This is a genomic window from Streptomyces flavidovirens DSM 40150 (assembly GCF_000429085.1).
GTDB lineage: Bacteria > Actinomycetota > Actinomycetes > Streptomycetales > Streptomycetaceae > Streptomyces > Streptomyces flavidovirens.
The window spans coordinates 145782-169948 of record NZ_AUBE01000008.1; the positions used below are offsets into that span (position 1 = coordinate 145782).

22 protein-coding genes are annotated in these 24167 nt (G+C 71.7%); 9 read left to right on the plus strand and 13 right to left on the minus strand.

The features are described from left to right. Position 1: 1 nt before the first annotated feature. The 6 genes from G412_RS0115650 to pgfA form a co-directional block, all read right to left on the minus strand. Positions 2-760 carry a class I SAM-dependent methyltransferase gene (locus tag G412_RS0115650; protein WP_028812900.1) on the minus strand — a complete coding sequence of 253 codons (759 nt, stop codon included), beginning with the start codon at positions 758-760 and terminating at the stop codon, positions 2-4. Further along, positions 757-2070 carry a condensation protein gene (locus G412_RS0115655; RefSeq protein WP_037648908.1) on the minus strand — a complete coding sequence of 438 codons (1314 nt, stop codon included), beginning with the start codon at positions 2068-2070 and terminating at the stop codon, positions 757-759. The genes G412_RS0115650 and G412_RS0115655 overlap by 4 nt, the downstream gene beginning before the upstream one ends. Continuing rightward, positions 2067-6353, minus strand: coding sequence for an alpha-(1->3)-arabinofuranosyltransferase domain-containing protein (locus G412_RS34685; RefSeq protein WP_051338389.1), 4287 nt, complete (start codon positions 6351-6353; stop codon positions 2067-2069). Before G412_RS34685 ends, G412_RS0115655 begins: the two co-directional genes overlap by 4 nt. Further along, positions 6350-7069 (minus strand): class I SAM-dependent methyltransferase, encoded by a 720-nt coding sequence (locus G412_RS0115665; protein WP_028812901.1) that lies wholly within the window; start codon positions 7067-7069, stop codon positions 6350-6352. Before G412_RS0115665 ends, G412_RS34685 begins: the two co-directional genes overlap by 4 nt. Positions 7070-7075: 6 nt before the next feature. After that, positions 7076-8227, minus strand: coding sequence for a glycosyltransferase family 4 protein (locus G412_RS0115670; RefSeq protein ID WP_028812902.1), 1152 nt, complete (start codon positions 8225-8227; stop codon positions 7076-7078). Positions 8228-8365: 138 nt separating this feature from the next. After that, positions 8366-9331, minus strand: coding sequence for a cell envelope lipid trafficking protein PgfA (gene pgfA, locus G412_RS0115675; RefSeq protein ID WP_028812903.1), 966 nt, complete (start codon positions 9329-9331; stop codon positions 8366-8368). Positions 9332-9512: 181 nt separating this feature from the next. On the opposite strand from pgfA, the gene G412_RS40170 reads away from it, so the two are divergent. Both G412_RS40170 and G412_RS0115685 read left to right on the plus strand, forming a co-directional pair. After that, on the plus strand, positions 9513-9665 hold the full coding sequence (locus tag G412_RS40170; protein ID WP_167546466.1) for a hypothetical protein: 153 nt from the start codon (positions 9513-9515) through the stop codon (positions 9663-9665). A 61-nt stretch (positions 9666-9726) separates the two neighbouring features. Continuing rightward, positions 9727-10950, plus strand: coding sequence for a PucR-like N-terminal domain-containing protein (locus G412_RS0115685; RefSeq protein WP_028812904.1), 1224 nt, complete (start codon positions 9727-9729; stop codon positions 10948-10950). A gap of 85 nt (positions 10951-11035) precedes the next feature. Here the strand turns inward: G412_RS0115685 and aceB are convergent, their stop codons facing one another. Both aceB and G412_RS0115695 read right to left on the minus strand, forming a co-directional pair. Continuing rightward, on the minus strand, positions 11036-12655 hold the full coding sequence (aceB, locus tag G412_RS0115690) for a malate synthase A (protein ID WP_028812905.1): 1620 nt from the start codon (positions 12653-12655) through the stop codon (positions 11036-11038). A gap of 217 nt (positions 12656-12872) precedes the next feature. Then, positions 12873-13484 carry a nucleotidyltransferase family protein gene (locus tag G412_RS0115695; protein WP_028812906.1) on the minus strand — a complete coding sequence of 204 codons (612 nt, stop codon included), beginning with the start codon at positions 13482-13484 and terminating at the stop codon, positions 12873-12875. Between the two features lie 603 nt (positions 13485-14087). On the opposite strand from G412_RS0115695, the gene G412_RS40505 reads away from it, so the two are divergent. Together G412_RS40505 and G412_RS0115705 are read left to right on the plus strand one after the other, a co-directional pair. After that, complete coding sequence (locus G412_RS40505) at positions 14088-14405, plus strand: hypothetical protein (RefSeq protein ID WP_028812907.1); 318 nt, start codon at positions 14088-14090, stop codon at positions 14403-14405. 134 nt (positions 14406-14539) lie between these two features. After that, positions 14540-14848, plus strand: coding sequence for a DUF5955 family protein (locus G412_RS0115705; protein ID WP_028812908.1), 309 nt, complete (start codon positions 14540-14542; stop codon positions 14846-14848). Between the two features lie 30 nt (positions 14849-14878). On the opposite strand, the gene G412_RS0115710 is transcribed toward G412_RS0115705, so the two are convergent. Both G412_RS0115710 and G412_RS0115715 read right to left on the minus strand, forming a co-directional pair. Further along, positions 14879-15523 (minus strand): response regulator, encoded by a 645-nt coding sequence (locus tag G412_RS0115710; protein ID WP_028812909.1) that lies wholly within the window; start codon positions 15521-15523, stop codon positions 14879-14881. Continuing rightward, positions 15520-16770, minus strand: coding sequence for a sensor histidine kinase (locus tag G412_RS0115715; protein WP_078607017.1), 1251 nt, complete (start codon positions 16768-16770; stop codon positions 15520-15522). Before G412_RS0115715 ends, G412_RS0115710 begins: the two co-directional genes overlap by 4 nt. Before the next feature lie 110 nt (positions 16771-16880). On the opposite strand from G412_RS0115715, the gene G412_RS0115720 reads away from it, so the two are divergent. Beyond that, on the plus strand, positions 16881-17963 hold the full coding sequence (locus G412_RS0115720; protein WP_028812911.1) for an ABC transporter permease: 1083 nt from the start codon (positions 16881-16883) through the stop codon (positions 17961-17963). Beyond that, positions 17960-18643: an ABC transporter ATP-binding protein gene (locus G412_RS0115725; RefSeq protein ID WP_028812912.1), complete on the plus strand. Its 684-nt coding sequence runs from the start codon at positions 17960-17962 to the stop codon at positions 18641-18643. The genes G412_RS0115720 and G412_RS0115725 overlap by 4 nt, the downstream gene beginning before the upstream one ends. A gap of 43 nt (positions 18644-18686) precedes the next feature. On the opposite strand, the gene G412_RS0115730 is transcribed toward G412_RS0115725, so the two are convergent. Next, positions 18687-19487, minus strand: a complete 801-nt coding sequence (locus G412_RS0115730; protein WP_028812913.1) for an IclR family transcriptional regulator — start codon at positions 19485-19487, stop codon at positions 18687-18689. A 313-nt stretch (positions 19488-19800) separates the two neighbouring features. On the opposite strand from G412_RS0115730, the gene allB reads away from it, so the two are divergent. Together allB and alc are read left to right on the plus strand one after the other, a co-directional pair. Further along, positions 19801-21156: an allantoinase AllB gene (gene allB / locus G412_RS0115735; protein ID WP_037648913.1), complete on the plus strand. Its 1356-nt coding sequence runs from the start codon at positions 19801-19803 to the stop codon at positions 21154-21156. Between the two features lies 1 nt (position 21157). Next, a complete protein-coding gene (gene alc / locus G412_RS0115740; protein WP_028812915.1) occupies positions 21158-22279 on the plus strand; it encodes an allantoicase in 1122 nt (373 codons plus the stop codon). Between the two features lie 88 nt (positions 22280-22367). Here alc and G412_RS0115745 read toward each other — a convergent pair whose 3' ends face one another. Further along, a complete protein-coding gene (locus tag G412_RS0115745; protein WP_028812916.1) occupies positions 22368-23108 on the minus strand; it encodes an SDR family NAD(P)-dependent oxidoreductase in 741 nt (246 codons plus the stop codon). A gap of 169 nt (positions 23109-23277) precedes the next feature. On the opposite strand from G412_RS0115745, the gene G412_RS0115750 reads away from it, so the two are divergent. Then, positions 23278-23895: a dihydrofolate reductase family protein gene (locus G412_RS0115750; protein WP_028812917.1), complete on the plus strand. Its 618-nt coding sequence runs from the start codon at positions 23278-23280 to the stop codon at positions 23893-23895. A gap of 34 nt (positions 23896-23929) precedes the next feature. Here the strand turns inward: G412_RS0115750 and G412_RS0115755 are convergent, their stop codons facing one another. Then, positions 23930-24139 (minus strand): hypothetical protein, encoded by a 210-nt coding sequence (locus tag G412_RS0115755; RefSeq protein ID WP_028812918.1) that lies wholly within the window; start codon positions 24137-24139, stop codon positions 23930-23932. Positions 24140-24167: the final 28 nt, after the last annotated feature.

Below are 24167 nucleotides of genomic sequence, written 5' to 3' on the forward strand. Positions count from 1 at the left end.
CTCAGTTCCCGGCGCGGCGGCGGGCGTGCGCCAGCAGGATCGACGAAGCGGTCGGTGCGGCGGAGCACACCAGCCGGTCCAGGGGGCGCAGGGGGCGGGGGACGCCGTGGAAGGGAGCGCCGGTGATCCTCACGACGTCGAAGCCCGAGGCGGTCAGGAATGCGCGCAGGGCGCGGGCCGTGTAGAGGCGTAGGTGGCCCACGACCTCGGTGCCGGGGCGGCCGTGGATCGCGCGCAGGCTCACCTCGGAGAAGACCGGCTGGGTGCCGGTCAGCAGGAGGGCGCGGTTGTACCAGGCGGCGAGGTTGGGGGTCGACAGCATGAGGTGACCGCCGGGGGCCAGGACGCGGCGTAACTCGTCCAGCGCGCTGTCGGGGTCCACCAGGTGCTCTATCACCTCGCTGAAGAGGATCGCGTCGGCGGCTCCCGTGGTGAACGGCAGGCCGTTGTCCGTCAGTTCGCCCCGTACCAGGTGGGGCAGGTGTGCGGATGCCCGGCGCAGTGCGTCCTGGGACCAGTCGACGCCGATGAGGCGGTGGCCGCGCAGGAGGGGGGCGGCGGTGGCCGCCGCTGTGCCGTCGCCGCAGCCGATGTCCAGGACGGTCGCTCCCGGGCCGGGGAGGGCGGCGGCGAGGATGCGGGCCTGGCGGAGGGTTCTTGGGGTGCCGGAAGCCACCGGGACATCTGGGTTCTCGTAGAAGTCGCGGAGGTGGGTGGGGGTGGTGGGCGTGGTGGGAGTGGGTGGGGTTGTCGCCGTCATTTGCCGCCTCCGGACGTGGCGTCCAGGTACTCCGCGAAAAGGTCCCGCAGCCGTTCGCCGTCCCTGGCGCCGAGGAGTACGCCCGACCAGCGCAGCGCCAGATGCAGGCGGCCCGCCGTGCTCGCCGTGGTCACCGTCAGGCCGCGGGGCATGCGGGCGGGCGCCGAGAACCAGACGGCCGTCGCCCGGCCCGTACCTTCACCGAAGTCCAGGGGGTACGGGACCCGGCCGATGTTGCTGAGGAGGGTGGTCGATGTCCACGGCGCCGCTGTTCGGCGCAGGGTGCGGGTGAACGCTGCTCGGAGGGCGACCGGTAGGACCGGGGCTGTCAGGAGGGCGGCTGCGTGGCCCAGTTGCGGACGGGGGAGTGATTTCAGGGCGCGGGTGCGGTCGGCCGTGCGGCGCAGCAGGTCCGGGATGTCGGGGGACGGGGGCAGTTCTTCGGGGGCGTACGGGACCTCCACCAGGCGGGTGCCGTTGCCGATGGGCATGTCCAGGCCACGGGAGCGGTCGTCCACCGGCATCGTGATCCGCATGGGGCGTGGCGGGCTGCCGTGCTCGCGGTTCCAGGCGGCGATCATGCGGGCGGTCGCCACCATGAGCTGGTCGTTGACCGTGTACGGCGCGTCGCGCGGGCGGCTGGGGACGGGGAGGTCGGCTGTCAGCATGCCGTTGGGAGCGGCTGACGTGGGATTGCCTCGGGCTACGCGTGCCACCGGGGCGAAGCCGGTGCGGGGGGCGGGGGTCCGGTTCTTGGTGGGGTGGGGTGCGGTGGGGTGCGCGGGGGTGCGGGTGGGGGCGGTGGTGGTGGGGGAGTTGTCCCGGCCGCCGTAGATCTCGGCGGCGGTGGCCAGGACGCGGAGGCAGGCGGGGCCGTCCAGGGCGGTGTGGTTGACGGTGAGGAGGAGTACGCGGTCTATGACTTCCAGGCGTACGGGTGGGGAGAGGGCGAGCGGGGGCGCGAGGGACAGGGCGCGGGCCCTGGCTTGGGTGAGGGCGTGGGTGGTGGGAGGTGGGAACGTGACGACTTCGGTGTCGGGGTGCGGGGTCAGTTCCCATTCGTACCGGCGTCGGTACCAGGGGCCGGGGGCCTCCCGCATCAGGATGCGGGGGTGGCGTCGCAGGGCCTCGTTGAAGGCGGTGCGCAGACGGGCGGGGTCGGGGCGGGCGGGCAGGTGGACCTCGATGTGCACCGTCTCGGGCACCCGTGGGTGCAGGCAGTGGCGGGTGACTTCGTCCACGACGGTGAAGGGAACGCGGCGGGGGTGGCTGCTGCTGCCGGGGCGGGCGGGATGGTGAAGCGCGGTCACTTGGCTCTCTCCTCGCCGGGGTTGGCTTCCTGGTCCCGGGTGCCGGGCTCCGGGGGTGCGGTCGCGGGGGCGTCGGGGCCGGTGCCGCGCCGGGGCGTCTCCTCGGGCGTCGAACGTTCGGACACCGCGTTGTTCCGTTGGCGGTGGTCGCGTTCCACGCCCTGCGGGGAGCGCCCCGGCACGTCCCCGACGGGCACCTCGGATTGCGGCGGCGGGGGCTGGGCGCGGCCACGTGTGGTCACCAGCGCCGCCGTCAGGGCCGTCAGGGCCAGGAACTGGGCTGCGGGCCCGAACGCGCCCTCCGAGGCCGTCGGCGGGGCACCTGGCTGGAGGGCCGCTGTTATGCCCGCCGCTGTCATGGCCAGCAGGGCTACCGGGGGCAGGAGGGTGTGCCGGAAGTGGGCCAGCAGGGCCAGGGCCGGGACCAGGAGGGCCAGCGGGCCCGCCGTGACCGCCAGGGCCAGGGTCAGGGCTGCCAGGCCCAGGACCGGTCCTGGAGGGGGAGGGGTGCGGGTCGGTGTGGTTGTGGTCGCCTTTCGGCGGTAGAGGGTCAGTGCCGCCAGGGCCAGCAGGGCGACTCCTCCGGCTATCAGGCCCGCTTCGTACAGGCGCGCCGGTTTGTACTCCATGCGCACCTCGCCGCCCGCGCCCTCCGGGATCAGCCAGCCCTGCTGCCAGCCGTCCAGGCGGAGGGACGGCAGCTTTCGGCCGTTGAGGGTTGCCTGCCAGCCTTCGTTCGCGTTCTCGTAGGTCTGGAGGTACGAGGCTTCGCCCTCGCCCACGGTGATGCTGCGGCGGTCGCCTGCGGCATCCCGGACGGTCAGTTCGCGGGACTCCTTCGCGGGGGGCGCGGCCTTGTTCCTGGTCAGGGTGATGTCGGTCAGGGCCAACGGGCCCGCGTCGCCGGCCTCTATGCGATGGGTACCGGGGGAGAGGGTTGCTTTGCCGTTGCGCTGGGGGCCCGCGCAGAGTGAGACCTGGATGGGGCGGCGTTCCGTGAGATCGCTCAGCTTTCCGCCGGCGGTGGTGGCGTGGAGGGTGCCGTCCATGGCGAGGACCGGGCCCTGGCCGCACGGGAGCTGGAAGGTGCGGGTCGGTGCCGGTTGGGGGATCCGGAATTCGTCCAGTGCGGGTACGTACACCTCGCTCAGGCCCACGGGGAGCTGCATCTCGGCGTCCGCCACCGGGTTGTGGACCGTAAGGGGAGACGAACGGGTGATCTTGATGTCCAGGCGGTCGGTCCTGATCGGTTCGAAGCGGGCCAGGCCGTTCTCGTCGACCGAGGCCGTCGTCGCTCCGTCGGGGGAGCTGATCTCCACCTGTTCCGGACGGGTGGACAGGCCGCCGGCTGCCGCGAAGACGATCTCGGATATGGGCTTCTTTCCCGGCCAGCGCAGGTGCAGCGTCGGGTTGGCACCGGCTATCCACGCCGTCGTGAGGTCACCGTCGACCAGGTTGCGGGGGGTGAGAGACGCACCCAGGCGGGAGGTCGAGTCCGCTGTGGCCGTCAGGCGGCGGCGCTGGTCGGGGGCGAGGGTGTAGAGCAGCTTGTCCAGTTCGTCGCCCGGTACCGGCAGGGCTGTCGCCCGGAGTGAGTACGTGCCCTTTGTGGCCGTCGAGAACTGGCGGTGCAGGCCGACCTCAGCCGATACCGGCGAGAGACCGCCCGGGTCGCTGCCCCGGTGCAGGGAGATCACGTCGGGGTCCGCGTCGCGGGGGAGGGACAGGAGCCGGGTCACCTGGACGCCGGGGATGTCGATGCTGGTGAAGCCCGCGCCCATCAGGCCCGGACGGCCCTGCTGGGCGCTGGTGATGGTGAGTTTGAGGTAAGTGGTCTTGCCCGGCGGTGTGTTGATCTGCTGGGGTGAGCCGTTGGGGTGCAGAGGGCTCGTCCTGCTGCCATTGTCCGTCTCCACGCGTACGGCCGTGGGCGCCGCCCTCACTCCGTCGGACGGCAGGGGGGTCACCCGGATCCGGTCGGGGAGTGTGGTGGGGGAGGTGAAGGCTATGCGCAGCCATTGGCCTTTCGGCTTTGCCGCGCTGCCTTCCGCCCACGCCGTGTCGGGGTTCCCGTCGAAGGCGTTCACCGGGTCGTACTGCGGCAGATGGAACAGCCAGTTGCCGCTGCTCGACGCCGTCACCGACTCCGCGCCCCGCAGCACCGCTGTGGTCTGGCGCTTGATGTCGTCGGTGGGGAGGATCTGGCGGGGAGCGCGGCCCGGATCCTGGAGGCTTCCGGTGTGGTTCTTCTCGGTGGCCGTGTAGGTGTACGACGTATTGGAGTTGACCAGCCCGAAGCGGGTGTCGGCGCGGCGCAGGCCGTCACTGGTCGCCCGTATCGCCGGGTCTGCCAGGCCCGGATGGCTGTCGCCGGTGAGTACGGCGGGACGCCTGCGCATCGTGGGGTCGGCGGAGAGCCGGAGGAGGGCCTCCGGGCCGCCGCTGACCAGCGCGGTGTCCACGACCGGGGTGATGTCTGCTCTGGTGGGGCGGGTGGTGGTGGGCGGCGGCTCGTAGATTTCTATCGCTTTTTGCCTGGGGTAGAGGCCCTCGACCTGTACGGGGGTGTCGTCCGGGATGCGGCCGCCGGTGAGCACCGGGCCGAAGCCGGTGACACGGCGGTAGCCGGACTCCTCCAGCGTGCGCTTCACGGTCTGCGGGGGTACGTAGCCAAGCTGGTCCGGATCGAGGTCGTTGCGTACGACGACGTAGTGCAGGCCCGCACGGCTCAAGTAGTCGCTCAGGCCAGGGACTTGGGACCCTGTGGTGAGGGCTTGCTCCACCGCGTCCATCGCCCGGCGGTTGCCGGGCGTACCGAACGGCACATAGTCGCGCTGCGCCCAGCGCGACTCGGCGAGCACGTCGAGCGGCTGGTCGATGGGGGAGCCCCAGGTGTAGATCCCGTGCGCCGTGGCCGGCACCACCAGGGCGCGGCTGTCGGGCGAGTACTTCTTCAGCCAGCCGGCCGTCGCTTCCCAGTGGGCGGGGAGCTTGTCGAAGGAACCTGGTTGCAGAACGTTTCCGTTGAGGTAGGGGAGGGCGAGGGTGGGGAGGAGCAGGAGGGTGGTGATGAGGGGGGCCAGGCGGGGGGACGGGCGGGCGGCCGCTGCCGTCAGGTGCGTCAGGCTCAGGGCCAGGGCAAGGGCCAGGCCCGGCTGGAACTTGTAGATGTTGCGGAAGGGGACCAGCGGGCCGTTCAGCCAGTCCTGGACGGTGGAATGGAAGGGGCCGCCGAAGGGGCCGCCGTATCCGGCGAGGGTGATCGTGGCGATGGAGAGTGTGGTGAGGAGCAGCCAGCGCCGTTCGGGGATGTCCCGGCGGGCCAGGCCCGCGAGGCCGAGAGCGGCGGCGAAGGCCGAGCCGAGGATGGCGGGGGCCGCCGTGGCGACCGTCCAGCCCGCGGGCAGCCACGCCTCGCCGAAGTTCAGGTACGCCGTCCAGTTGCCCGCGCCGCGCAGCAGCTCCGTGGCGGACATGGTCGCTGTGGTCGTCTCGGACTGTTCTACGTACGGGAGGAAATTCTCGCCGTAGATGCCGAGGAGGAGAAGGGGGACCACCCACCAGGCGGTGGCCAGCAGCACCCCTGGCACCCACCACGCGATCAGTGCGCGCCGGCGGGGTGTGGGGGGCCGGCTGAGGAGGTAGAGCGCCACGGGGAGGAGGGCCGCCAGCGTCGAGGCCGCGTTCACGCCGCCCATGCACGGGATCAGGAGCGCGGAGCGCAGTGCGGCGACGCGGGGGGCGGTGTGCGGGTTCGTGAGCGGCAGCAGGACCCAGGGGAGGAGCGCTCCCGGCAGGGCGGCCGCCGACGTCGACCCGATGACGATCGTGTACGTCGGCCACAGGGCGTACGCCGCCGCTCCCAGGAGGCGGGTCGCGGGCGAGCCGACGCGCAGGCGCTCGGCCAGGCGCAGCGCGCCCCAGAAGGCGGTGGTGACGACGATCGAGAGCCACAGGCGTTCCGCCAGCCAGACCGGCAGGTGCACCAGGTCGGCCAGTGCGTAGAACGGCAGCATCGGGAAGGCGTACCCGACGTACTGGTCGAAGATCCCGCCGAAGCCCGCCCTGCTGTGCCACAGCTCGCCCAGGTCGGAGAGGAACCTGAACGGGTCCAGTGCCACGCCGAGTTTCGTCTCGAACGTCATCCTGCCCGGCGAGGCCGCCAGGAACGCGACGAGGGTCGCCGCCCAGAAGCCCAGCAGCCAGCGGCGTGAGCGCGGTCCCTGGGGCGGGTGAGGGGCGGGAGGTGGTGTCCTGGGAGGTGACTGGAGGGTCGTCGTCATGGACACCGCCGGAGGATGAGTAGGAGATTCCAGGTGGCGAACTCGCGCAGCAAGGGGATCTTCGGTACGACGCCGGGCAGGAACGGCCAGTAGCGGGCGCGGGCTGTGACCAGCTCGACGTCGGTGCGGGACCGTACATGGCGCAGGGTGGTACCGATGTGGATGCGGAAGAGGTTCTCGCCCAGGGTGTGCTTGGCACTGCGGCCGGTACGGCGTTCGTAGCGGCGGCGGGCCCGTTCCGCCCCCAGGTAGTGCCACGGCGCCCACTCGTGGCCGCCCCACGGGGAGTACCAGTTGGTGAACGCGACGTAGATGAGGCCGCCCGGTGCTGTGACGCGTACCAGCTCGCTGATGAAGGTCCGCGGGTCCTCGACGTGCTCCAGGACGTTGGAGGAGAAGCAGATGTCCGCCGCGCCGTCCGCCAGGGGGAGCAGATAGCCGTCGGCGACCACCGTTCCTTCGGGGGCGCGGTCCCGCAGTTCCCGTACGTCCGGTTCGAAGAGGAAGCTGTGCGCGCCGCGCCTGCGGAACTCCTCGGTGAAGTGGCCGCTGCCGCCGCCGATGTCGACGACGGTCCGGCCGGCCAGGGGCCCGTACCGCTCCAGTTGGTCGGCCGCGTCACGGGCCAGCAGCGAGTAGCACGCGTCGGGGTCGGACTGCTCGTTCAGGAAGGCCCGGAAGAGGGTGACGGACCTGTGGAGGGAGGGGTCCTTCACCGGTGGTCACCTCCGCCGGTGGGTGCGGGCCGCCTCCGCCGCCACCGCCCGGAACTGGTGCACCGTACTGCTCCACCGGTAGTGCGCGGCCCGCGCGGCGGCCGCGCGGCCCATCGTCTCGCGGCGCTCGGCGCTCAGGGCGAGCGTGCACCAGGCGGCGGCGAACGAACTCTCGCCGCGCGCCAGTACGCCCGTCACACCGTCGGCTATGGAATCCCGCAGTCCCGGTACGTCGAAGCCGATTGCGGGGGTGCCGCGGGTCGCCGCCTCGGTGACCACCAGGCCCCAGCCCTCGACGGCCGAGGGGTGGAGCAGGAGGTGCGCCGCGCAGAGGAGTTCGTGCTTCTCGGCTTCCGATACGTACCCCTTGAAGATCACGTCGGGGCCGGCCAGGGCCTCCAGGCCGCGGCGTTCCGGGCCGTCGCCGATGATCACCAGCTTGCCGCCGGTGACCGGTCTGACCCGTTCCCACAGGCGCAGGAGGAGGTCGATGCGCTTGTACTCGACCAGGCGGCCCATCGCCAGGAAGAGCGGCTCGGGCGAGCGCGGGGTGCGCTCCGCCGGCTGTTCCACTCCGTTGTGCACGACCCGGATCCGGCCGGGGTCCACTCCTAATGCGTGAAGTGCGCCGGCCGTCGAAGTCGATACGGCCACCAGCAGGTTCTCGCGCTGCGCCGCCGACAGCGCCCAGTGCTCCAGGCGGCGCCCGAGACCGGCGGCCGGGGCCGGGTAGCGCATGCCCCACAGTTCCGTGTGCACGTGGTTGACCAGGCACAGGGTGGGGCCTCGGTGCCAGAGCGGGGTGAGGTACGGCAGGCCGTTGCAGACCTCGACCAGCAGGTCGCAGTCTCCCACCTGCCGGGCGAAGGCGTGGCGTGCCTTGATGAAGTGGCCGAGGTCCCCGCCGGCGGAGACGACCCGGTAGTCGCGGTACGCCGCCGGGCCTCCGCACAGCAGTGTCACCTGGTGACCGAGAGCGGTCAGGCCGTCCGCGAGGCGGTCGACGAGGAGCTCGGAGCCGCCGGCGGCGGGATTGCCGAGGTCGCGGCGGGAGAGGAAGACGATCCGGCGGGGGTGCCGGGAGGTGGGATGGGGGAGTGTGTGGTGAGTCTCTTGGGGTTTCGCATCATGCAGGGTGGGGGGCACGTGCTGGGGCATGCGAGCTCCAACTCGTTTCAGGGGGTGCGGAACCGGTGGGGGCTGTGCTCGGGGTGGGGAGGTCAGTTTTCGGCACGCTGTTCGATGCGGCTACTCACCTCGGTGACAATTTCGGGCCCAGTCCGAGCTGATGTGTCATCACAAGGTGATGACAGGCGCGGGCCTTCGTGGTTCCCGCCCGCGTACGACGAACACCACTCCGGCCGCCGCCAGCAGCGCCCCCGCCCCGCCGCCGCCCATCGGCAGCGTCTCGCCCACCAGCCTCAGCCGCTTGCTGTCGGACGAGGCCAGCGCGACCTGGGCGCGCTGCGTCGACGGGGTGAACTCCAGCCGGCGGCTGTCCAGCAGGACCACCTTGTCCCGTTTCCCGCCGGGGGCGCGCAGCGTCTTGCGCGGGCCGATCGCGGCGTTCACGATGCGGCCCGTGCGCCGGTCGACGACCAGCTCGATGCCGTGGTTCGCGTACCACTCCTCGGCGAGCACCTGGCTGCGCTCCGGCAGGCCGACGAGCCGCCCCGGAACCAGCCGGGTGCCGGTCCTGGCGGGTTCCACGGCGCCGGTGAAGCGGTAGCCCTCGTACCCCTGGATCTTGCGCGTACCGGCGAAGCGGAGGCGGACGGTCGAGCCGAGCGTGTTGTCCCACCAGCGATAGGAGCGCTTCTGTACGTCGAAGGGGAACTTGAGGTACGCCTCCCCGTCGAAGGCCGGTTTCTCGCCGCAGCAGTGCACGGGCTCGTTGGTGCGGCGGTCGGTCACCCAGCGCTCCAGCGTCCACTGGAGCGAGTCGTGGGTGTCGGCGGCGGGGAGCGTGGCGTCGGTGTCCACGGACGTCGAGACGTCCCAGACGGCCCTGCCGCTCTTCTCGCTGTCCGCCACATCGCCCCGCACCTGGCGGGTGATCGTGAGGTTTCTGCCGGGGACGGTTCTGATCTCGGTCGTGTCGAAGTAGCTGCCCTTGCCGGTGAAGACCGTGGTGACATCCACGTCGACCGGTGTGCGTTTCGCGCGTGGCTCGACGTACCAGGCCAGCATCGGGGCGAGTACCAGCAGGAAAACGCCGGCGCCGAGGAGGGCCAGCGACAGGGGGGAAGCGGTGCGACGCATACGGGCGACTCCAGTGAGGGCCGGCGGGGGGTGCTCGGCGGATACGTGCACATGCGTATGGGCCGGGAACCGTAGGCGTCCTCTTGACGGACTGTCAATGGAGTGTTGACACTGGGCCATTGCCGGACAGGGCCGGTGGGGGTACCGGTGGGGTCACAGCGTCAGAGAGGCTGACCCGACCATGTCCAGACTCCTTGCAGCAGCGCTGACCACCGTTGTGGCCGCCGCCCTCGCCGTGGGGGCCGCCTTCGCCGTCGTGGCACTGCTCAACGCCACCCCGGAGCAGCCGAACGTACCGCTGATCAGCTACGAGTCGGCGACACCCCGGAAGTGACCCCAGCGACCCCGGTGGGAGTACCCCAGTGGAAACGACCGCAGTGGACGGGGAGCGACGTATGGCCGACTGCTCGGCATGGGAGGACGTGCCCCGCCTGCAGGTACGGCAGTTCACCGACCGGGCCATGCGCGAGGTGCCCTCGCTCGCCCGGGAGATCCTCGACCGCATCTGCCGCGAACACCCCAAGCTGCCGCTGCTCGTCGACGAATCGGGCGAGCTGATCGCCCTCGTCGGCATCCGGCGCGCCTTGGAGGACTTCGTGCAGCACCTGGTGCTGGCGGAGGAGCGTCCGCACGTTCATCTCCAGGTCTTCCAGGAGTTCGGACGCGGCGAGGGGCTGCACGGCCGCTCTCTCGACGCCCTCCAGGCCATGTACCGGCTCGGCGTCCGGCTGGCCTGGCGGCGCTTCGCCGAGATCGGGCAGCAGGTGTCCATCCCGCCGCCCGCCATGTACGAGCTCGCCGAGTCCGGGTTCACCTTCCTGGACGGGCTGGTGGACCAGACCGTGCGGGGATACGCCGAGGCCGCCGCCCGGCAGGCCGGTGAACGGCTGCGGCTGCAACGGAAGCTGACGCAGGAACTGGTCGCGGAGTACGCCGAGCCCGCCGGCCCCGCGCGCACCCGTTCGCTCGCCGAGCACGCCGCCCGGATCGGCTGGGCGCTGCCGGAGCGGGTCGCCGTCGGGGTGCTGCTGCGCCCGGCCCGCGAGTTCGTCGCACCGGCCGTGGGGCAGGGCGTACTCCTCGACCTGGAGAGCGAGCAGCCGCTGATGATCGTCCCCGACCCGGCGCTGGCGGGGCGGCCCGAGCTGCTGCGCCGGTCGATGAAGGGATGGTCGGGGGCGATCGGGCCGGCCGTCGCGCTGACGGAGGCCGCGAAGTCGCTGCGCTGGGCGGCGGCCGCCGTACGTCTCATGGAGCGCGGGCTGCTGCCTTCCGGCCGGCTGCTGCACTGCACCGAGTACACCGAGGCGCTGGTACTGCTGCCGCCCGAGGAGCTCATCGGGGACCTGACGCGCCGCTGCCTCGCGCCGCTCGCCGACTGCGGCCCCACGCAGGGGCGGCGGCTCGCCGAGACGCTGCTGGCCTGGCTGGAGACGCGCGGCGGGGCGCCGGAGGTGGCGGCCAGGCTCGGTGTACATCCGCAGACCGTGCGCTACCGGATGCGGCAGATACGGGAGCTGTGGGGCGACGAGGTCGACGACCCGGACCGCCGCTTCGAGCTCGAACTGGTGCTGCGGGCACAGCGGTTGCGGGGGGAGCTGAGCGAGCCGGTCCGGTGACTCGGGACGCGAAAGAGCTCCGCCCCCGGTGCTGTGCGTTCACCGGGGGCGGAGCCGTCTGGGTGCTGCTCGGCCGCTGTGCGGGTCAGCCGACCAGCTGGTCGTACGCGGGGAGGGTCAGGAAGTCCGCGTAGTCGGCGTCGAGGGAGACGTGCAGCAGCAGGTCGTGGGCCTGCTGCCACTTGCCGGCCGCGAAGGCCTCCTCGCCGATCTCCGCGCGGATGGCGGCCAGTTCCTCGGCGGCGACCTTGCGGGCCAGCTCCGGGGTCGCCTTCTCGCCATTCTCGAACACGACGCCCGCGTTGATCCACTGCCAGATCTGCGAGCGGGAGATCTCCGCCGTGGCCGCGTCCTCCATCAGGTTGAAGATGGCGACGGCGCCGAGGCCGCGCAGCCACGCCTCGATGTAGCGGGTGCCGACCTGGACGGCGTTGCGCAGGCCCTCATAGGTGGGCCTGGCGTCGAGCGAGTCGATGGCGATCAGATCACCGGGCGCCACGGAGACGTCCTCGCGCAGGCGGTCCTTCTGGTTCGGCTTGTCGCCGAGCACCGCGTCGAAGGACGCCATCGCGATCGGGACGAGGTCGGGGTGCGCGACCCAGGAGCCGTCGAAGCCGTCGGCGGCCTCACGGTCCTTGTCGGCCTTGACCTTCTCGAAGGCGACCTTGTTGACCTCGGGGTCCTTGCGGGACGGGATGAACGCCGCCATGCCGCCGATGGCGTGCGCGCCGCGCTTGTGGCACGTACGGACGAGCAGCTCGGTGTAGGCGCGCATGAACGGGGCCGTCATCGTCACCGCGTTGCGGTCCGGGAGGACGAACCTGGCTCCGCCGTCACGGAAGTTCTTGACGATGGAGAAGAGGTAGTCCCAGCGGCCCGCGTTGAGGCCCGCCGCGTGGTCGCGCAGCTCGTAGAGGATCTCCTCCATCTCGTACGCCGCCGTGATCGTCTCGATCAGGACGGTCGCGCGGACGGTGCCCTGCGGGATCCCGACGTAGTCCTGCGCGAAGACGAAGATCTCGTTCCACAGGCGCGCTTCGAGGTGCGACTCGGTCTTGGGGAGGTAGAAGTACGGGCCCTTGCCGAGCTCGATGAGCCGCTTGGCGTTGTGGAAGAAGTACAGGCCGAAGTCGACCAGGGCACCCGGCACAGGGCGGCCGTCGAACTGGAGGTGGCGCTCGTCGAGGTGCCAGCCGCGCGGCCGCATGACGACGGTCGCCAGCTCCCCGGCCGGCTTCAGGGCGTACGTCTTGCCCGACTTCGGGTCGGTGAAGTCGATACGGCGCTCGTAGGCGTCGATCAGATTGCGCTGGCCGAGGACGACGTTCTCCCAGGTGGGAGCGGACGCGTCCTCGAAGTCGGCGAGCCAGACCTTCGCGCCCGAGTTCAGGGCGTTGATGGTCATCTTGCGGTCGGTCGGACCGGTGATCTCCACGCGGCGGTCGTTGAGCGCGGCCGGGGCCGGCGCGACCTTCCAGTCGCCCTCGCGGATCTGTGCGGTCTCCGGGAGGAAGTCGAGCGTCGACGTGCGGGCGATCTCGGCACGGCGCTCGGCGCGGCGGGCGAGCAGCTCGTCACGGCGGGGCGTGAACAGTCGGTGCAGCTCGGCCACGAAGGCGAGAGCCGCGTCGGTCAGGACCTCTTCCTGCCTGGGCAGGGGCTCGGCATCGACGATGGCCAGCGGGGACGGCGCTGGTGCGGACATGAGCTGTCACTCCTTAGGCGGGCGGCGCCTTACGGCCGCCGGGTCGCCTGCGAACGGCACAGCGTGCCATGGCTCCGAGGTACGGTCGCGGGCGCCGCCGTGTGGTGCAGGGCGCTTCTGACGTGTGGATAGTAGTTTCCTCATGGTGGAACTTCAACGGTCTGTTGACATCGAGATTCTCTGAGTCGACAGAAACTGTCGCTCAGTGCCACCTCGGTCACTCCAAGTGGAACAGGTCCTCCGGCGTGTCGATGTCGTACGCCTCGGCCACGTCGCCGCACTCGACGAGCGTGACCGCGCCCTCGTGCTCCTTCAGATAGGCGCGTGCCCCCCGGTCACCCCTCGCAGTCCTCACGATGTCCGCCCACCGCTCGGCACCGAAGAGCGCCGGATGCCCGCGCCTGCCGCCGTACGCCGCCGCCACGAGGCTCGAAGGCGAGCGGTACGCCGCCACCACCCGGCCCACCGCCGCCGGGCCGATCCCCGGCTGATCGACCAGCGAGACGAGCGCGGCCGCAGTGCCCGTACCGGCCAGGGACGCCAGACCGGCCCGCAGCGACGAACCCATCCCCTCGTCCCACTCCGGGTTGTCGACCAGCACGCATCCGCTCAGGTCGGCGCGCTCACGCACCTCGGCGGCAGAGGCGCCCAGCACCACGTGCACCGGGCCGCAGCCGCCCTCGCGCAGCACCCGTACCGCGTGCTCGACCAGCGGCCGCCCCCGGTACTCCAGCAACGCCTTCGGCCGTCCGCCGAGCCGCCGCCCGGCGCCGGCCGCGAGCAGCAGCCCCGCGATGCCCGCGGCGCCGCCGTCTCTTGTATGTGCCATGGGCTCTGCATACCTCATCGGGACCGGCGCCCGCGGTCCGTCTCCTTGGATAGGGTGCCGTTCGATATCGGAGCACTGCGTGGGAGACCACACGAACGGCACGCGGCCGTGGCTGGCCACCGCTACGTGCCGGGACCCTCGCTGGCCGACGCGGTCGTCACCCACGGGGCGCTGCCGACCTCAAACCCTCCAACGTGCTGCTCGCCGCCGACGGCCCCCGCGTCATTGACTTCGGCATCGCCTACGCCCCCACCCACGTGCCGGCGCACGCCCCGACGTACCCCGGACACCCCCAGCCCCCGAAGAGCCGGGGCAAGGGCCTGCTCGTGGCTCTTGCCGCCGTGCTGGTCTTCGGCCTCGCGGGGGGCGGCATGGCGTACGCCCTGCTCGCCGATGACGAGAAGCGGACGGCCGGCGGCTCATCACAGGGCGGCGGGACGTCCGGCGGGGGCGAGGACTCCCCTCAGAACTGGGCCCGAAGGACACCGACCCGAAGGACACCGACCCGAAGCCGGAGGCCAAACCCGACCCCGAGCCCGCCGGCTTCAAGGGCATCAACCTCACCGCCGGATACCCTTGGGGGACGACGAGGTCCGCCCACAAGTGGGCGAGGACGGATCGTACGAGCTGTCCTACGACACCGGCGGCTATCTCGACGCGGAGGCCGAGGGCGGAACGCTGGTGCTGCTCGATCCGGGCCAGCAGGGCTCGCTCGCCGCCTGCCGCGCGGATACCCGGTTCACCGAAACCGTCTATGTGAACAAACTTTCCAAGGGCCGGCAGGTCTGCGTCACCACGGGCACCGGACACATGGGCCTCGTGACGGTCCAGGGTTTCTCGGCCGAGGACTCGCCCAGTACGTACCTGACGCTGGACGTGACCGTCTGGCGCAACGCCGTCAACTCCCGCTCGAACAGCTGAACCGGGGTCAAGTGGCGGAGCGCCCTCCGATTGGCGTTAACTGGCCCCGGCTCCTGTGTACGGCGTCCGACCAACGGCGTGCGGGGCTCAATCACTGGCAGGACCTGCACGTGGCCGTGCGAGGGGGAGAGACCTTGTTGAGAAGTGTGGAACAAAGGTGCGTGACCGGTAACGGCGAGGATGCGCGAGTGACGGAGCTGCGTGCTGCCGTCTCGCGGCTGCGCCGTGAACTGGCCGCGCATCCCGCCGAACTGCCCGACCGGGGGGTCGCGGAAGACGAACTGGCGTCGCTGCACGCCATGGCGCTCGGCGACGCACCCGAGATCATGCGGCTGCGGCGCTCGCTGCTGCTGGTCGCGGGTTCGGTCGGCTCGGTCAGCGCGCTGGCGGAAGCGCTGACACAGGTACGCAAGGCGGTCGAGCTCTTCGGGCGCGGCGCCTGACGGTGAGCGGCGCCTGACGGTGTGCGGCGGTCACCGCCGGATGAGCCGGCGGACCGTCGCCGCCGCGACCGCGGAGGTACGCGAGTCCACGCCCAACTTGGCGTAGATGTGCACCAGATGGGTCTTGACCGTCGCCTGGCTGAGGAAGAGCTGTTTGCTGATCTGCTGGTTCGACAGACCGTCTCCGACCAGTTGGAGTACCTCCAGTTCGCGCCGGGTCAGTGCCTGGGCGGGTGTCCGCATCCGGTCCATCAGCCGGTGCGCGACGGCCGGCGCCAGCGCGGACTGCCCGGCCGCGGCCGTGCGTACGGCGCCCGACAGCTCCTCCGGCGGCGCGTCCTTGAGCAGATAGCCGCTCGCGCCCGCCTCCACCGCCGCCAGGATGTCGGCGTCCGTGTCGTACGTCGTCAGGACGAGCACCCTGGGTGCCCCGGTCCGCGCGGTGATCGCCGCGGTCGCTTCGCAGCCGTGCATCCGGCCCGGCCCGAACTGCAGGTCCATCAGTACGACGTCGAAGTCGTCCGCCGCCGCGAGCTCCACCGCCCGCTCGGCCGTCGCCGCCTCCGCGACGACGACGAAGTCCTCCTCGGTATCGAGTACGGCGCGCAGACCCGCCCGTACGACGGGATGGTCGTCGGCCAGCAGCAGGCGCACGGGCGCGCCGGGGCGGGTCACGCGCGGTCTCCGGGGTCCGCGGACGGCAGGGGCAGGGTGATCGCCACGGCCGTGCCCTGTCCGGGCGCGGACTCGACGCTCAGCGTGCCGCCGAGCGAACGCGCCCGCGAGCGCATCGCGGGCAGGCCGAAACCGCCGCCCTCGCGCAGGCCGGGGGCCAAGGGGTCGAAGCCCTCGCCGTCGTCCACGACGTCCAGCGCCACCGAGGTCTCCATGAAGCTGAGGGTGATCTCGGCGCGTGCCGCACGCGCGTGCCGCACCGTGTTGGCGAGCGCGGACTGGGCGACGCGCAGCAGGGCCACCTCGTACGCGGTGGGCAACGGCACCGGCGTACCGCTCACACCGAACCGCACAGCGGGCGCCGGGGTCGCCGCGCACAACCGCTCCAGTGCGGCGGCCAGCGAGCCCTGCTCCAGGCCGGGCGGGGTCAGCGCCTGTACGAAACGGCGTGCCTCGGCGAGGTTGTCCTGCGCCGCCTCCCGCGCCCGCCGGACATGGGCGGCGGCCGGAGCGCCGACGGGCAGCGTCCGTTCGGCGGCGCGCAGGAGGAGCTGGATGCTGGACAGGCCCTGGGCGAGCGTGTCGTGGATCTCGCGGGCCAGCCGCTCGCGCTCGGCCAGCGTCCCGGCCGTGCGTTCGGCGGCGGCGAGATCCTCACGGGCCGCGAGCAGCTCGTCGATGAGTTCGCGGCGCCGTTCGCTCTCCCGGTACAGCGCCTGGTAGCCGAGGACCGTCGCGACGGCGACGGCGGCGCCGAGCAGCGGCCCGAGGAACGAGCCCGGCGTCACCGCCGGCCCGTGCAGCACGAAGCCGGCGATGGCGGCGGCCGCCGTCGCGGCGACCGCGGTCAGGCCCCAGCGCATCGGCAGCAGATGCAGCTGGAGGAAGTAGAGGGGGAACGCCGCCCACAGCCCGTCGCGGGACAGGCCCAGAAGTATCAGCCAGGCGAGGCCCAGGGCGGCGAGCCAGACGGCGGCAGCCCTGGGCGAGCGGTCGACGGCCGGGCTCAGGGCCCCGACGGTGTAGACGACGGCCGTCGTGAGGGCCGCGAGCACCACGGCGCTCGCGTGCGGGGCGTCGTCGGCCACGGCCTTCACGGCGGCGAGCGCGATCAGCCCGCCGAGCAGCGCGTGCAGGCACAGACGCAGGGCGCGCAGCACGGGAGTGAGAGGACGCGAGGCGGGAGAGGAAGCGTGCGGGGGCGAACCGGGCAGGGAGGAGCGGGGAAGAGAGGGGGTGAGGTCCATGGCGTTGCCAGCGTAGGGCTACGGCGCCGTTGCCCGGTCAATCAAAAGATTGATGTCGCGCCGTTCCGTGGCGCGATGTTTTCGTGCGTCTCCGGGGCCAGGCTGGAATTATGTTTGTCGCATGGAGAGACCTCCGGTTCGCCAAGGGCCGGTTCGCGCTCATGGGCACGGTCGTGGTGCTGATCACGCTGCTCGTCGGGCTGCTGTCCGGCCTCACCGCCGGACTGGCCAGGGACAACACCTCGGCCATCACCTCGCTGCCGGCCGACCGGCTGGCCTTTGACCGGCCGCCCGAGGGGCAGGAGGTGTCGTTCACGAATTCCGTGGTCACCGAGAGCGCCTGGCGGGAGTGGGCCCGCCGGCCCGGCATCACCGCCGCCGAGCCGCTGGGCATCCGTACGACCAACGCGCGGGCGGGGGACCGGACGGCCGCCGTGTCGGTGTTCGGCGTCGAGCCCGGTTCGGGGCCGGCGCCGGCCGTCGAGGGCTTCCGGTCCGGGCGGGCCGTGCTGTCCGTGGGGGCGGCCGAGGAGCTGGGCGCGGGGCCCGGCGACAAGGTGAGGATCGGCGGCGTGGAGGAGACCGTCGCCGCCGTCGCAGGCGAGGACTCGTACAGCCACACGCCGGTGGTGTGGACTTCGCTCGACGACTGGCAGCGGCTCGCCGCCGTCGGCCCCGGTACGGAGCGGCAGGCCACCGTGGTCGCCCTGACCACCGGCGAAGGCGCGGACCTCGCGGCGGGCGACGAGGCGGCGGGCACCGAGGTCCGCACCATCGACGGCTCGCTGAGCGCCCTCGCCGCCTACGAGGCGGAGAACAGCTCGCTCCAGCTGATGCGCGGCTCCCTCTTCGTCATCTCGGCGCTCGTCGTCGGTGCGTTCTTCACCGTCTGGACGATCCAGCGCAGCGGTGACATCGCGGTCCTCAAGGCGCTGGGCGCCTCCACGCCGTACCTGCTGCGCGACGCGCTCGGCCAGGCCGTCCTGATGCTCTGCGCCGGTACGTTCCTGGGCACCGCACTCGCCACGCTGATCGGCACAGTCGTCGCCGGGGAGGTCCCGTTCGTACTCGAACCGGCGACGCTGCTCGTCCCGGCCGCCGTCATGGTCGCCCTCGGGACGGCCGGCGCCGCACTCTCTGTGCGGCGCATCACCGCCGTCGATCCCCTCGTCGCACTCGGGAGCGCCCGATGACCCTGTCCCTCACCGGCGTGACCCTCACCTATCCCGACGGCGACTCCTGCCTGACCGCTCTCGACGACATCGCTCTGGAGGTCGCCGCGGGCACGCTGACCGCCGTCGTCGGACCGTCCGGCTCCGGCAAGTCCAGCCTGCTGGCGGTCGCGGCGACGCTCGTCTCACCGGACCGGGGAAGGGTCGTCGTCGACGGTACGGACACGGGCCCCCTGAGCCGGGCCGCCAGAGCGGAGCTGCGGCGGACGCGCATCGGCATCGTCTTCCAGCAGCCGAACCTGCTGCCGTCCCTCACCGCCGCCGAGCAGCTCCAGGTGATGGCGCACCTGTCGGGACGCGCGCCGCGTCAGGCACGTGACCGGGCGGGGGAGTTGCTGGACGCGGTGGGACTCGCGGACCGGGCCGGCCGCCGCCCGCACCAGCTGTCCGTCGGTCAGCGCCAGCGGGTCAACATCGCCCGCGCGCTGATGAACGAGCCGGCGGTCCTGCTGGTCGACGAGCCGACCAGCGCCCTCGACCACGAGCGGGGCGCGGCCGTACTCGACCTGCTCGTCACGCTGACGCGCGAGCGCGGCACGGCGACGGTCCTGGTCACCCACGACCGCACGCACCTGGAGCGGATGGACGCCGTGGTGACGATGACGGACGGCCGCCTCTCGGCCGCCGCCCCACCGGTCTGACGCGGGGCCGCGTACTCGCTCAGCCCTGCGTGCCGTTGCTCGCTCAGCCCTGTGTGCCGTTGTTGGTGAGCACGACCGACAGGTCCTGGGCGACTTCCTGGAGTATCGGGACGATCTTCTCGGTCGCCGCCTCCGTCACGCGGCCCGCCGGCCCGGAGATGGAGATGGCCGCGGCGGTCGGGGAGTGGGGCACCGGGACCGCCAGGCAGCGGACGCCGATCTCCTGCTCGCCGTCGTCCACGGCGTAACCGGCCCTGCGGACCTGCGCCAGGGCGTCCAGGAAGCCCTCGGGCGTGGTGATCGTCTTCTCGGTGGCGGTCGGCATGCCGGTACGGGCGAGCAGTGCGCGCACCTCCTCCGGCGGGGTGTGCGCGAGCAGCGCCTTGCCGACGCCCGTGGAGTGCGGAAGGACCCGGCGGCCGACCTCGGTGAACATCCGCATCGAGTGCTTCGAGGGCACCTGCGCGACGTACACGATCTCGTCGCCGTCGAGCAGCGCCATGTTCGCGGTCTCGCCGGTCTCCTCGACCAGGCGCGCGAGGTACGGGCGGGCCCAGGTGCCGAGCAGTCGGGACGCGCTCTCGCCGAGGCGGATCAGGCGCGGGCCGAGCGAGTAGCGCCGGTTCGTCTGCTGGCGTACGTAACCGCAGGCGACCAGGGTGCGCATCAGGCGGTGGATCGTCGGCAGCGGCAGACCGCTGCTGGCCGAGAGCTCGCTGAGGCCGACCTCGCCGCCCGCGTCGGCCATCCGCTCCAGCAGGTCGAAGGCGCGCTCAAGGGACTGCACACCACCGGTGGGCGCAGCGGTTTTGGAAGCGTCGGTGGTGGCGTTGGACGACGGCACGTCAACGGTCCTTTCGAGGCGGATGGGCAAGGCAGCAGCCTACCCGCCGCGTGCGTGGAGCACACGGCCTGCGTCAGCACGTCTGTGCCGGTCAGAGGGGTGTTTGTCCCTGTGTCGGCGGTCACTCCCAAGGCCGTCCCGCCCTGCCCCTGTGTGTTGCGACGTTCTGCTGCATGAAATTCTACTTCCACTTTGTGGAAAGCTCTAAGGAGTTCCCGTCCTGGAGGTGCGCAGGCCGTACGGGGCGGGGAGGGTCTTGACTGGCCGGACCCCGAAGTGAAGACTCCTTCAACAGTTCGTTGAATTTCTCTGTATGGAAGTGAGGGACAGGGTGCCCGACGTGGACCTGGTACTGCGCTCGACGCGCGTCGTCACCCCCGAGGGGACGCGCGCCGCATCGGTGGCCGTCGCCGACGGGAAGATCACGGCTGTGCTGCCGTACGACGCCGAGGTGCCGGCCGGAGCCCGGCTGGAGGACTTCGCGGACGACGTCCTGCTCCCCGGCCTCGTCGACACCCACGTCCACGTGAACGACCCCGGCCGCGCCGAGTGGGAGGGCTTTTGGACCGCCACCCGCGCGGCCGCGGCCGGCGGCATCACCACACTCCTCGACATGCCGCTGAACTCGCTGCCGCCGACCACCACGGTCGACAACCTGCGCACCAAGCAGGACGTGGCCCGCAGCAAGGCGCACATCGACGTCGGCTTCTGGGGCGGTGCCATCCCGTCCAACGTGAAGGACCTGCGGCCGCTGTACGACGCCGGCGTGTTCGGCTTCAAGTGCTTCCTGTCGCCGTCGGGCGTGGAGGAGTTCCCCGAGCTCGACCAGGAGCAGCTCGCCCGGTCGATGGCCGAGATCTCCGGCTTCGGCGGTCAGCTGATCGTGCACGCCGAGGACCCGCACCACCTGGAGGCGGCCCCGCAGAAGAGCGGTCCGGCGTACGCCGACTTCCTCGCCTCCCGGCCGCGCGACGCCGAGAACACCGCCATCGAGAGCCTGATCGCGCACGCCAGGCGCCTCGGCGCCCGCGTCCACGTCCTGCACCTGTCGTCCTCGGACGCGCTGCCGCTCATCGCCGCGGCCAGGCGTGAGGGCGTACGCGTCACCGTCGAGTCCTGCCCGCACTTCCTCACCCTCACGGCCGAGGAAGTCCCGGACGGGGCGACGGAGTTCAAGTGCTGCCCGCCGATCCGCGAGGCCGAGAACCAGGACGCGCTGTGGGAAGGGCTCGCGGACGGAACGATCGACTGCATCGTCTCGGACCACTCCCCGTGCACCACGGACCTCAAGACCCCCGACTTCGCCTCCGCCTGGGGCGGCATCTCCTCGCTCCAGCTCGGCCTCCCGGCGATCTGGACCGAGGCCCGGCGCCGGGGCCACTCGCTGGAGGACGTCGTCCGCTGGATGTCCGCCGCACCCGCCGAGCTCGCCGGACTGTCGCAGAAGGGCGCCATCGAGCCCGGCCGCGACGCCGACTTCGCGGTCCTCGCCCCCGACGAGAGCTTCACCGTCGACCCGGCCCGGCTGCACCACCGCAACCAGGTGACGGCGTACGCGGGCAAGACCCTGCAGGGCGTCGTCAAGTCGACGTGGCTGCGCGGCGTACGTATCGCCGACAACGGCACCCTGGCCGAGCCGACCGGCCGGCTGCTCGAAAGGAACAACTGACGTGTCTGACGTGGCGACCCCCTTCTTCACCGGTGACGCGAACCCGTACGGCGGCGGCGACCCGTACGCCGACTACCGCACCGCCGACTTCCCCTTCACGCACTTCGCGGACCTCGCCGACCGGCGGCTCGGCGCGGGCGTGATCGCCGCCAACGACGAGTTCTTCGCCGAGCGCGAGAACATGCTGCGGCCCGGTGCGGCGGAGTTCGACCCGGAGCACTTCGGCCACAAGGGCAAGATCATGGACGGCTGGGAGACCCGCCGCCGCCGTGGCGTCAGCGCCCAGCAGCCGCACCCGACGGACGAGGACCACGACTGGGCTCTCGTACGCCTCGGAGCGCCCGGCGTCGTACGCGGAATCGTCATCGACACCGCCCACTTCCGCGGCAACTACCCGCAGGCGGTCTCCGTCGAAGCCACCTCCGTGCCGGGATCGCCGTCCCCCGACGACCTCCTGTCCGGCGACGTGAAGTGGGTGACTCTCGTCCCCCGTACGGCAGTCGGCGGCCACGCGGCCAACGGCTTCGCCGTCGGCGTCGAGCAGCGCTTCACGCATCTGCGGATCAACCAGCACCCCGACGGCGGCATCGCCCGCCTGCGTGTCTACGGCGAGGTCGCACCCGACCCGGCCTGGCTGGCCACGCTCGGCACGTTCGACCTCGTCGCCCTGGAGAACGGCGGCCGCGTCGAGGACGCCTCCGACCGCTTCTACTCCCCGGCCACCAACACCATCCAGCCGGGCCGCTCGCACAAGATGGACGACGGCTGGGAGACCCGCCGCCGCCGCGACAAGGGCAACGACTGGATCCACTACCACCTCGTGGAGCAGGCCGAGATCCGCGCCGTCGAGATCGACACGGCGTACCTGAAGGGCAACTCGGCGGGCTGGGCGGCGCTTTCCGTACGCGACGGCGCGGACGGCGACTGGACCGAGATCCTGTCCCGGACCCGGCTCCAGCCCGACACGAACCACCGCTTCGTGCTGGGCGGGGTACCGGCGGCCACCGAGGTCCGGATGGACATCTTCCCGGACGGCGGCATCTCCCGCCTGCGCCTCTTCGGCTCCCTGACGGAGGCGGGCGCGTCGCGCCTGGCGGCCCGCCACCAGGAGCTGGGCGGCTGACGCCACCGCGGCACCCATGACACGGAGTGCGCCGGGACGCGACGGCCCCGGCGCACTCCGTCCGTCTTCCCGCCCGTGCGCCCCGGCGTCACGCGGCGTGGCCGCCGTCGACCAGCACCTCCGAACCCGTCATGTACGCCGCCTCCTCGCTCGCCAGGAACGCGACCATCGACGCGACTTCCTCCGGAGTGCCGAAGCGGCCGAGGGCCGTCATCTCGCTCTGCGCCGCCGCGTACGGGCCGTCCGCCGGATTCATGTCCGTGCCGACCGGGCCCGGCTGGACGAGGTTGGCCGTGATGCCCCGGCCGCCCAGCTCCCGCGCCAGGGCCTTCGTCAGGCCGGTCAGCGCGGCCTTGCTCGTCGCGTACAGCGTCCCGCCGGGGCCCGGCACGCGCGCGGTCATGCAACTGCCCATCGAGATGATCCGGCCGCCGCGTTCCATCCTGGCGGCCGCGGCCTGTGAGGCCAGGAAGACCGCCCGTACGTTGACGGCCAGCACCTGGTCGACCTCCGCGAGCGCCAGCGTGCCGATCGGGCCGAGTACGCCGACGCCCGCGTTGTTGACCAGGATGTCGAGCCGGCCGAGCTCGTCGGCGGCCCGGCCCACGACGGCGGTGACCGCCGCCGGGTCCGCCGCGTCGGCCCGCAGCGCGATGCCGCGCCGGCCGGCCGCCTCGATCTTCTGGACGACGTCGTGGGCGGCCTTCTCGTCCCGTACGTACGTGATGGCCACATCCGCGCCGTCGCGGGCGAGCCGGAGCGCGATCGCCGCGCCCATGCCCCGGCTGCCGCCGGTGACCAGAGCCGTCCTGCCGTTCAGTGAAGCCATGTCGGCTGCCTCTTCCGTAGGTCCGCAGTAGTGGTTGTGGATTCAAGGAAACAGGTGGCCGCGAGATGGCGCTGGCGGCAAACGGACGCCGTGCCCGAGTCGGCCGATGAGTTCCGTGGCAGCGTGGAGTCAGAGCTGGTGACACGTCACTGAAGAAGGGCTTCGGACCATGAAGATCACGCTCACCACTTTCCTCACCCTCGACGGTGTGATGCAGGCTCCGGGCGGCCCCGACGAGGACACCAGCGGCGGGTTCGAACAGGGCGGCTGGGTGGTTCCCTTCGCCGACGAAGGCATGGGCCGGTTCGTCGACGGCGTGTTCGGCCGCGTCGACGCGTTCCTGCTCGGCCGGCGTACGTACGAGATCTTCGCGGCCTACTGGCCGAAGGTCACCGACGAGAACGACCCGATCGCCGGCCCCCTCAACACCCTCCCCAAGTACGTCGCCTCCACGACCCTGGACAAGGCCGACTGGAACAACTCCACCATCATCTCCGGCGATGTCGCACAAGAAGTCGCACGGCTGAAGCAGGAGCCCGGCCGGGAACTCCAGATCCACGGCAGCGGCACGCTCGCCCGGTCCCTGATGAGGCACGACCTCATCGACGAGTACAACCTGCTGACCTTCCCCGTCGTCCTCGGCGCGGGGCAGCGGCTGTTCGCGGAGGGCGGTCTGCCGACCTCGTTCGAGCTGACGGACAGCAGCACCACCGAGTCGGGCATCGCCATCCACACCTACCGGCCGGTGGGGAGGCCGTCGTACGGCACCTTCGACCTCGACCAGTGAGGGCCGCACGGCCGGGCGGCAGCGCCGCAGGCGCCTACACCCGCCGGAAGCGGTCCGCGGAGGCCATCAGGGCTATGCCGGCGACCGCCAGCACGATGTTCGTGTAGATCGCGTGGCCCCGCAGGAACGGCAACAGCTGCAAAAAGCCGAAGAACTTGGGCATCCAGCCGGTCACCTCATGGATCAGACCGGACCCGCCCGACACGAACAGCACGAAGCCGGCCACTTCAAGAATCTTCTTCATGCGCCGATCGTCGCGTGGCCGGCCACCC

Excerpts from the sequence above, each read along its gene's own strand:
- pgfA (WP_028812903.1), bottom strand. The coding sequence starts at position 9,331 with ATGCGTCGCACCGCTTCCCCCCTGTCGCTGGCCCTCCTCGGCGCCGGC.
- aceB (WP_028812905.1), bottom strand. The coding sequence starts at position 12,655 with ATGTCCGCACCAGCGCCGTCCCCGCTGGCCATCGTCGATGCCGAGCCC.
- G412_RS0115670 (WP_028812902.1), bottom strand. The coding sequence starts at position 8,227 with ATGCCCCAGCACGTGCCCCCCACCCTGCATGATGCGAAACCCCAAGAG.
- G412_RS0115750 (WP_028812917.1), top strand. The coding sequence starts at position 23,278 with ATGAAGATCACGCTCACCACTTTCCTCACCCTCGACGGTGTGATGCAG.
- G412_RS34685 (WP_051338389.1), bottom strand. The coding sequence starts at position 6,353 with ATGACGACGACCCTCCAGTCACCTCCCAGGACACCACCTCCCGCCCCT.
- G412_RS0115715 (WP_078607017.1), bottom strand. The coding sequence starts at position 16,770 with ATGGACCTCACCCCCTCTCTTCCCCGCTCCTCCCTGCCCGGTTCGCCC.
- G412_RS40170 (WP_167546466.1), top strand. The coding sequence starts at position 9,513 with ATGTCCAGACTCCTTGCAGCAGCGCTGACCACCGTTGTGGCCGCCGCC.
- G412_RS0115695 (WP_028812906.1), bottom strand. The coding sequence starts at position 13,484 with ATGGCACATACAAGAGACGGCGGCGCCGCGGGCATCGCGGGGCTGCTG.
- G412_RS0115650 (WP_028812900.1), bottom strand. The coding sequence starts at position 760 with ATGACGGCGACAACCCCACCCACTCCCACCACGCCCACCACCCCCACC.
- G412_RS0115755 (WP_028812918.1), bottom strand. The coding sequence starts at position 24,139 with ATGAAGAAGATTCTTGAAGTGGCCGGCTTCGTGCTGTTCGTGTCGGGC.
- allB (WP_037648913.1), top strand. The coding sequence starts at position 19,801 with ATGGAAGTGAGGGACAGGGTGCCCGACGTGGACCTGGTACTGCGCTCG.
- G412_RS0115685 (WP_028812904.1), top strand. The coding sequence starts at position 9,727 with ATGGCCGACTGCTCGGCATGGGAGGACGTGCCCCGCCTGCAGGTACGG.
- G412_RS0115745 (WP_028812916.1), bottom strand. The coding sequence starts at position 23,108 with ATGGCTTCACTGAACGGCAGGACGGCTCTGGTCACCGGCGGCAGCCGG.
- G412_RS0115720 (WP_028812911.1), top strand. The coding sequence starts at position 16,881 with ATGTTTGTCGCATGGAGAGACCTCCGGTTCGCCAAGGGCCGGTTCGCG.
- G412_RS0115725 (WP_028812912.1), top strand. The coding sequence starts at position 17,960 with ATGACCCTGTCCCTCACCGGCGTGACCCTCACCTATCCCGACGGCGAC.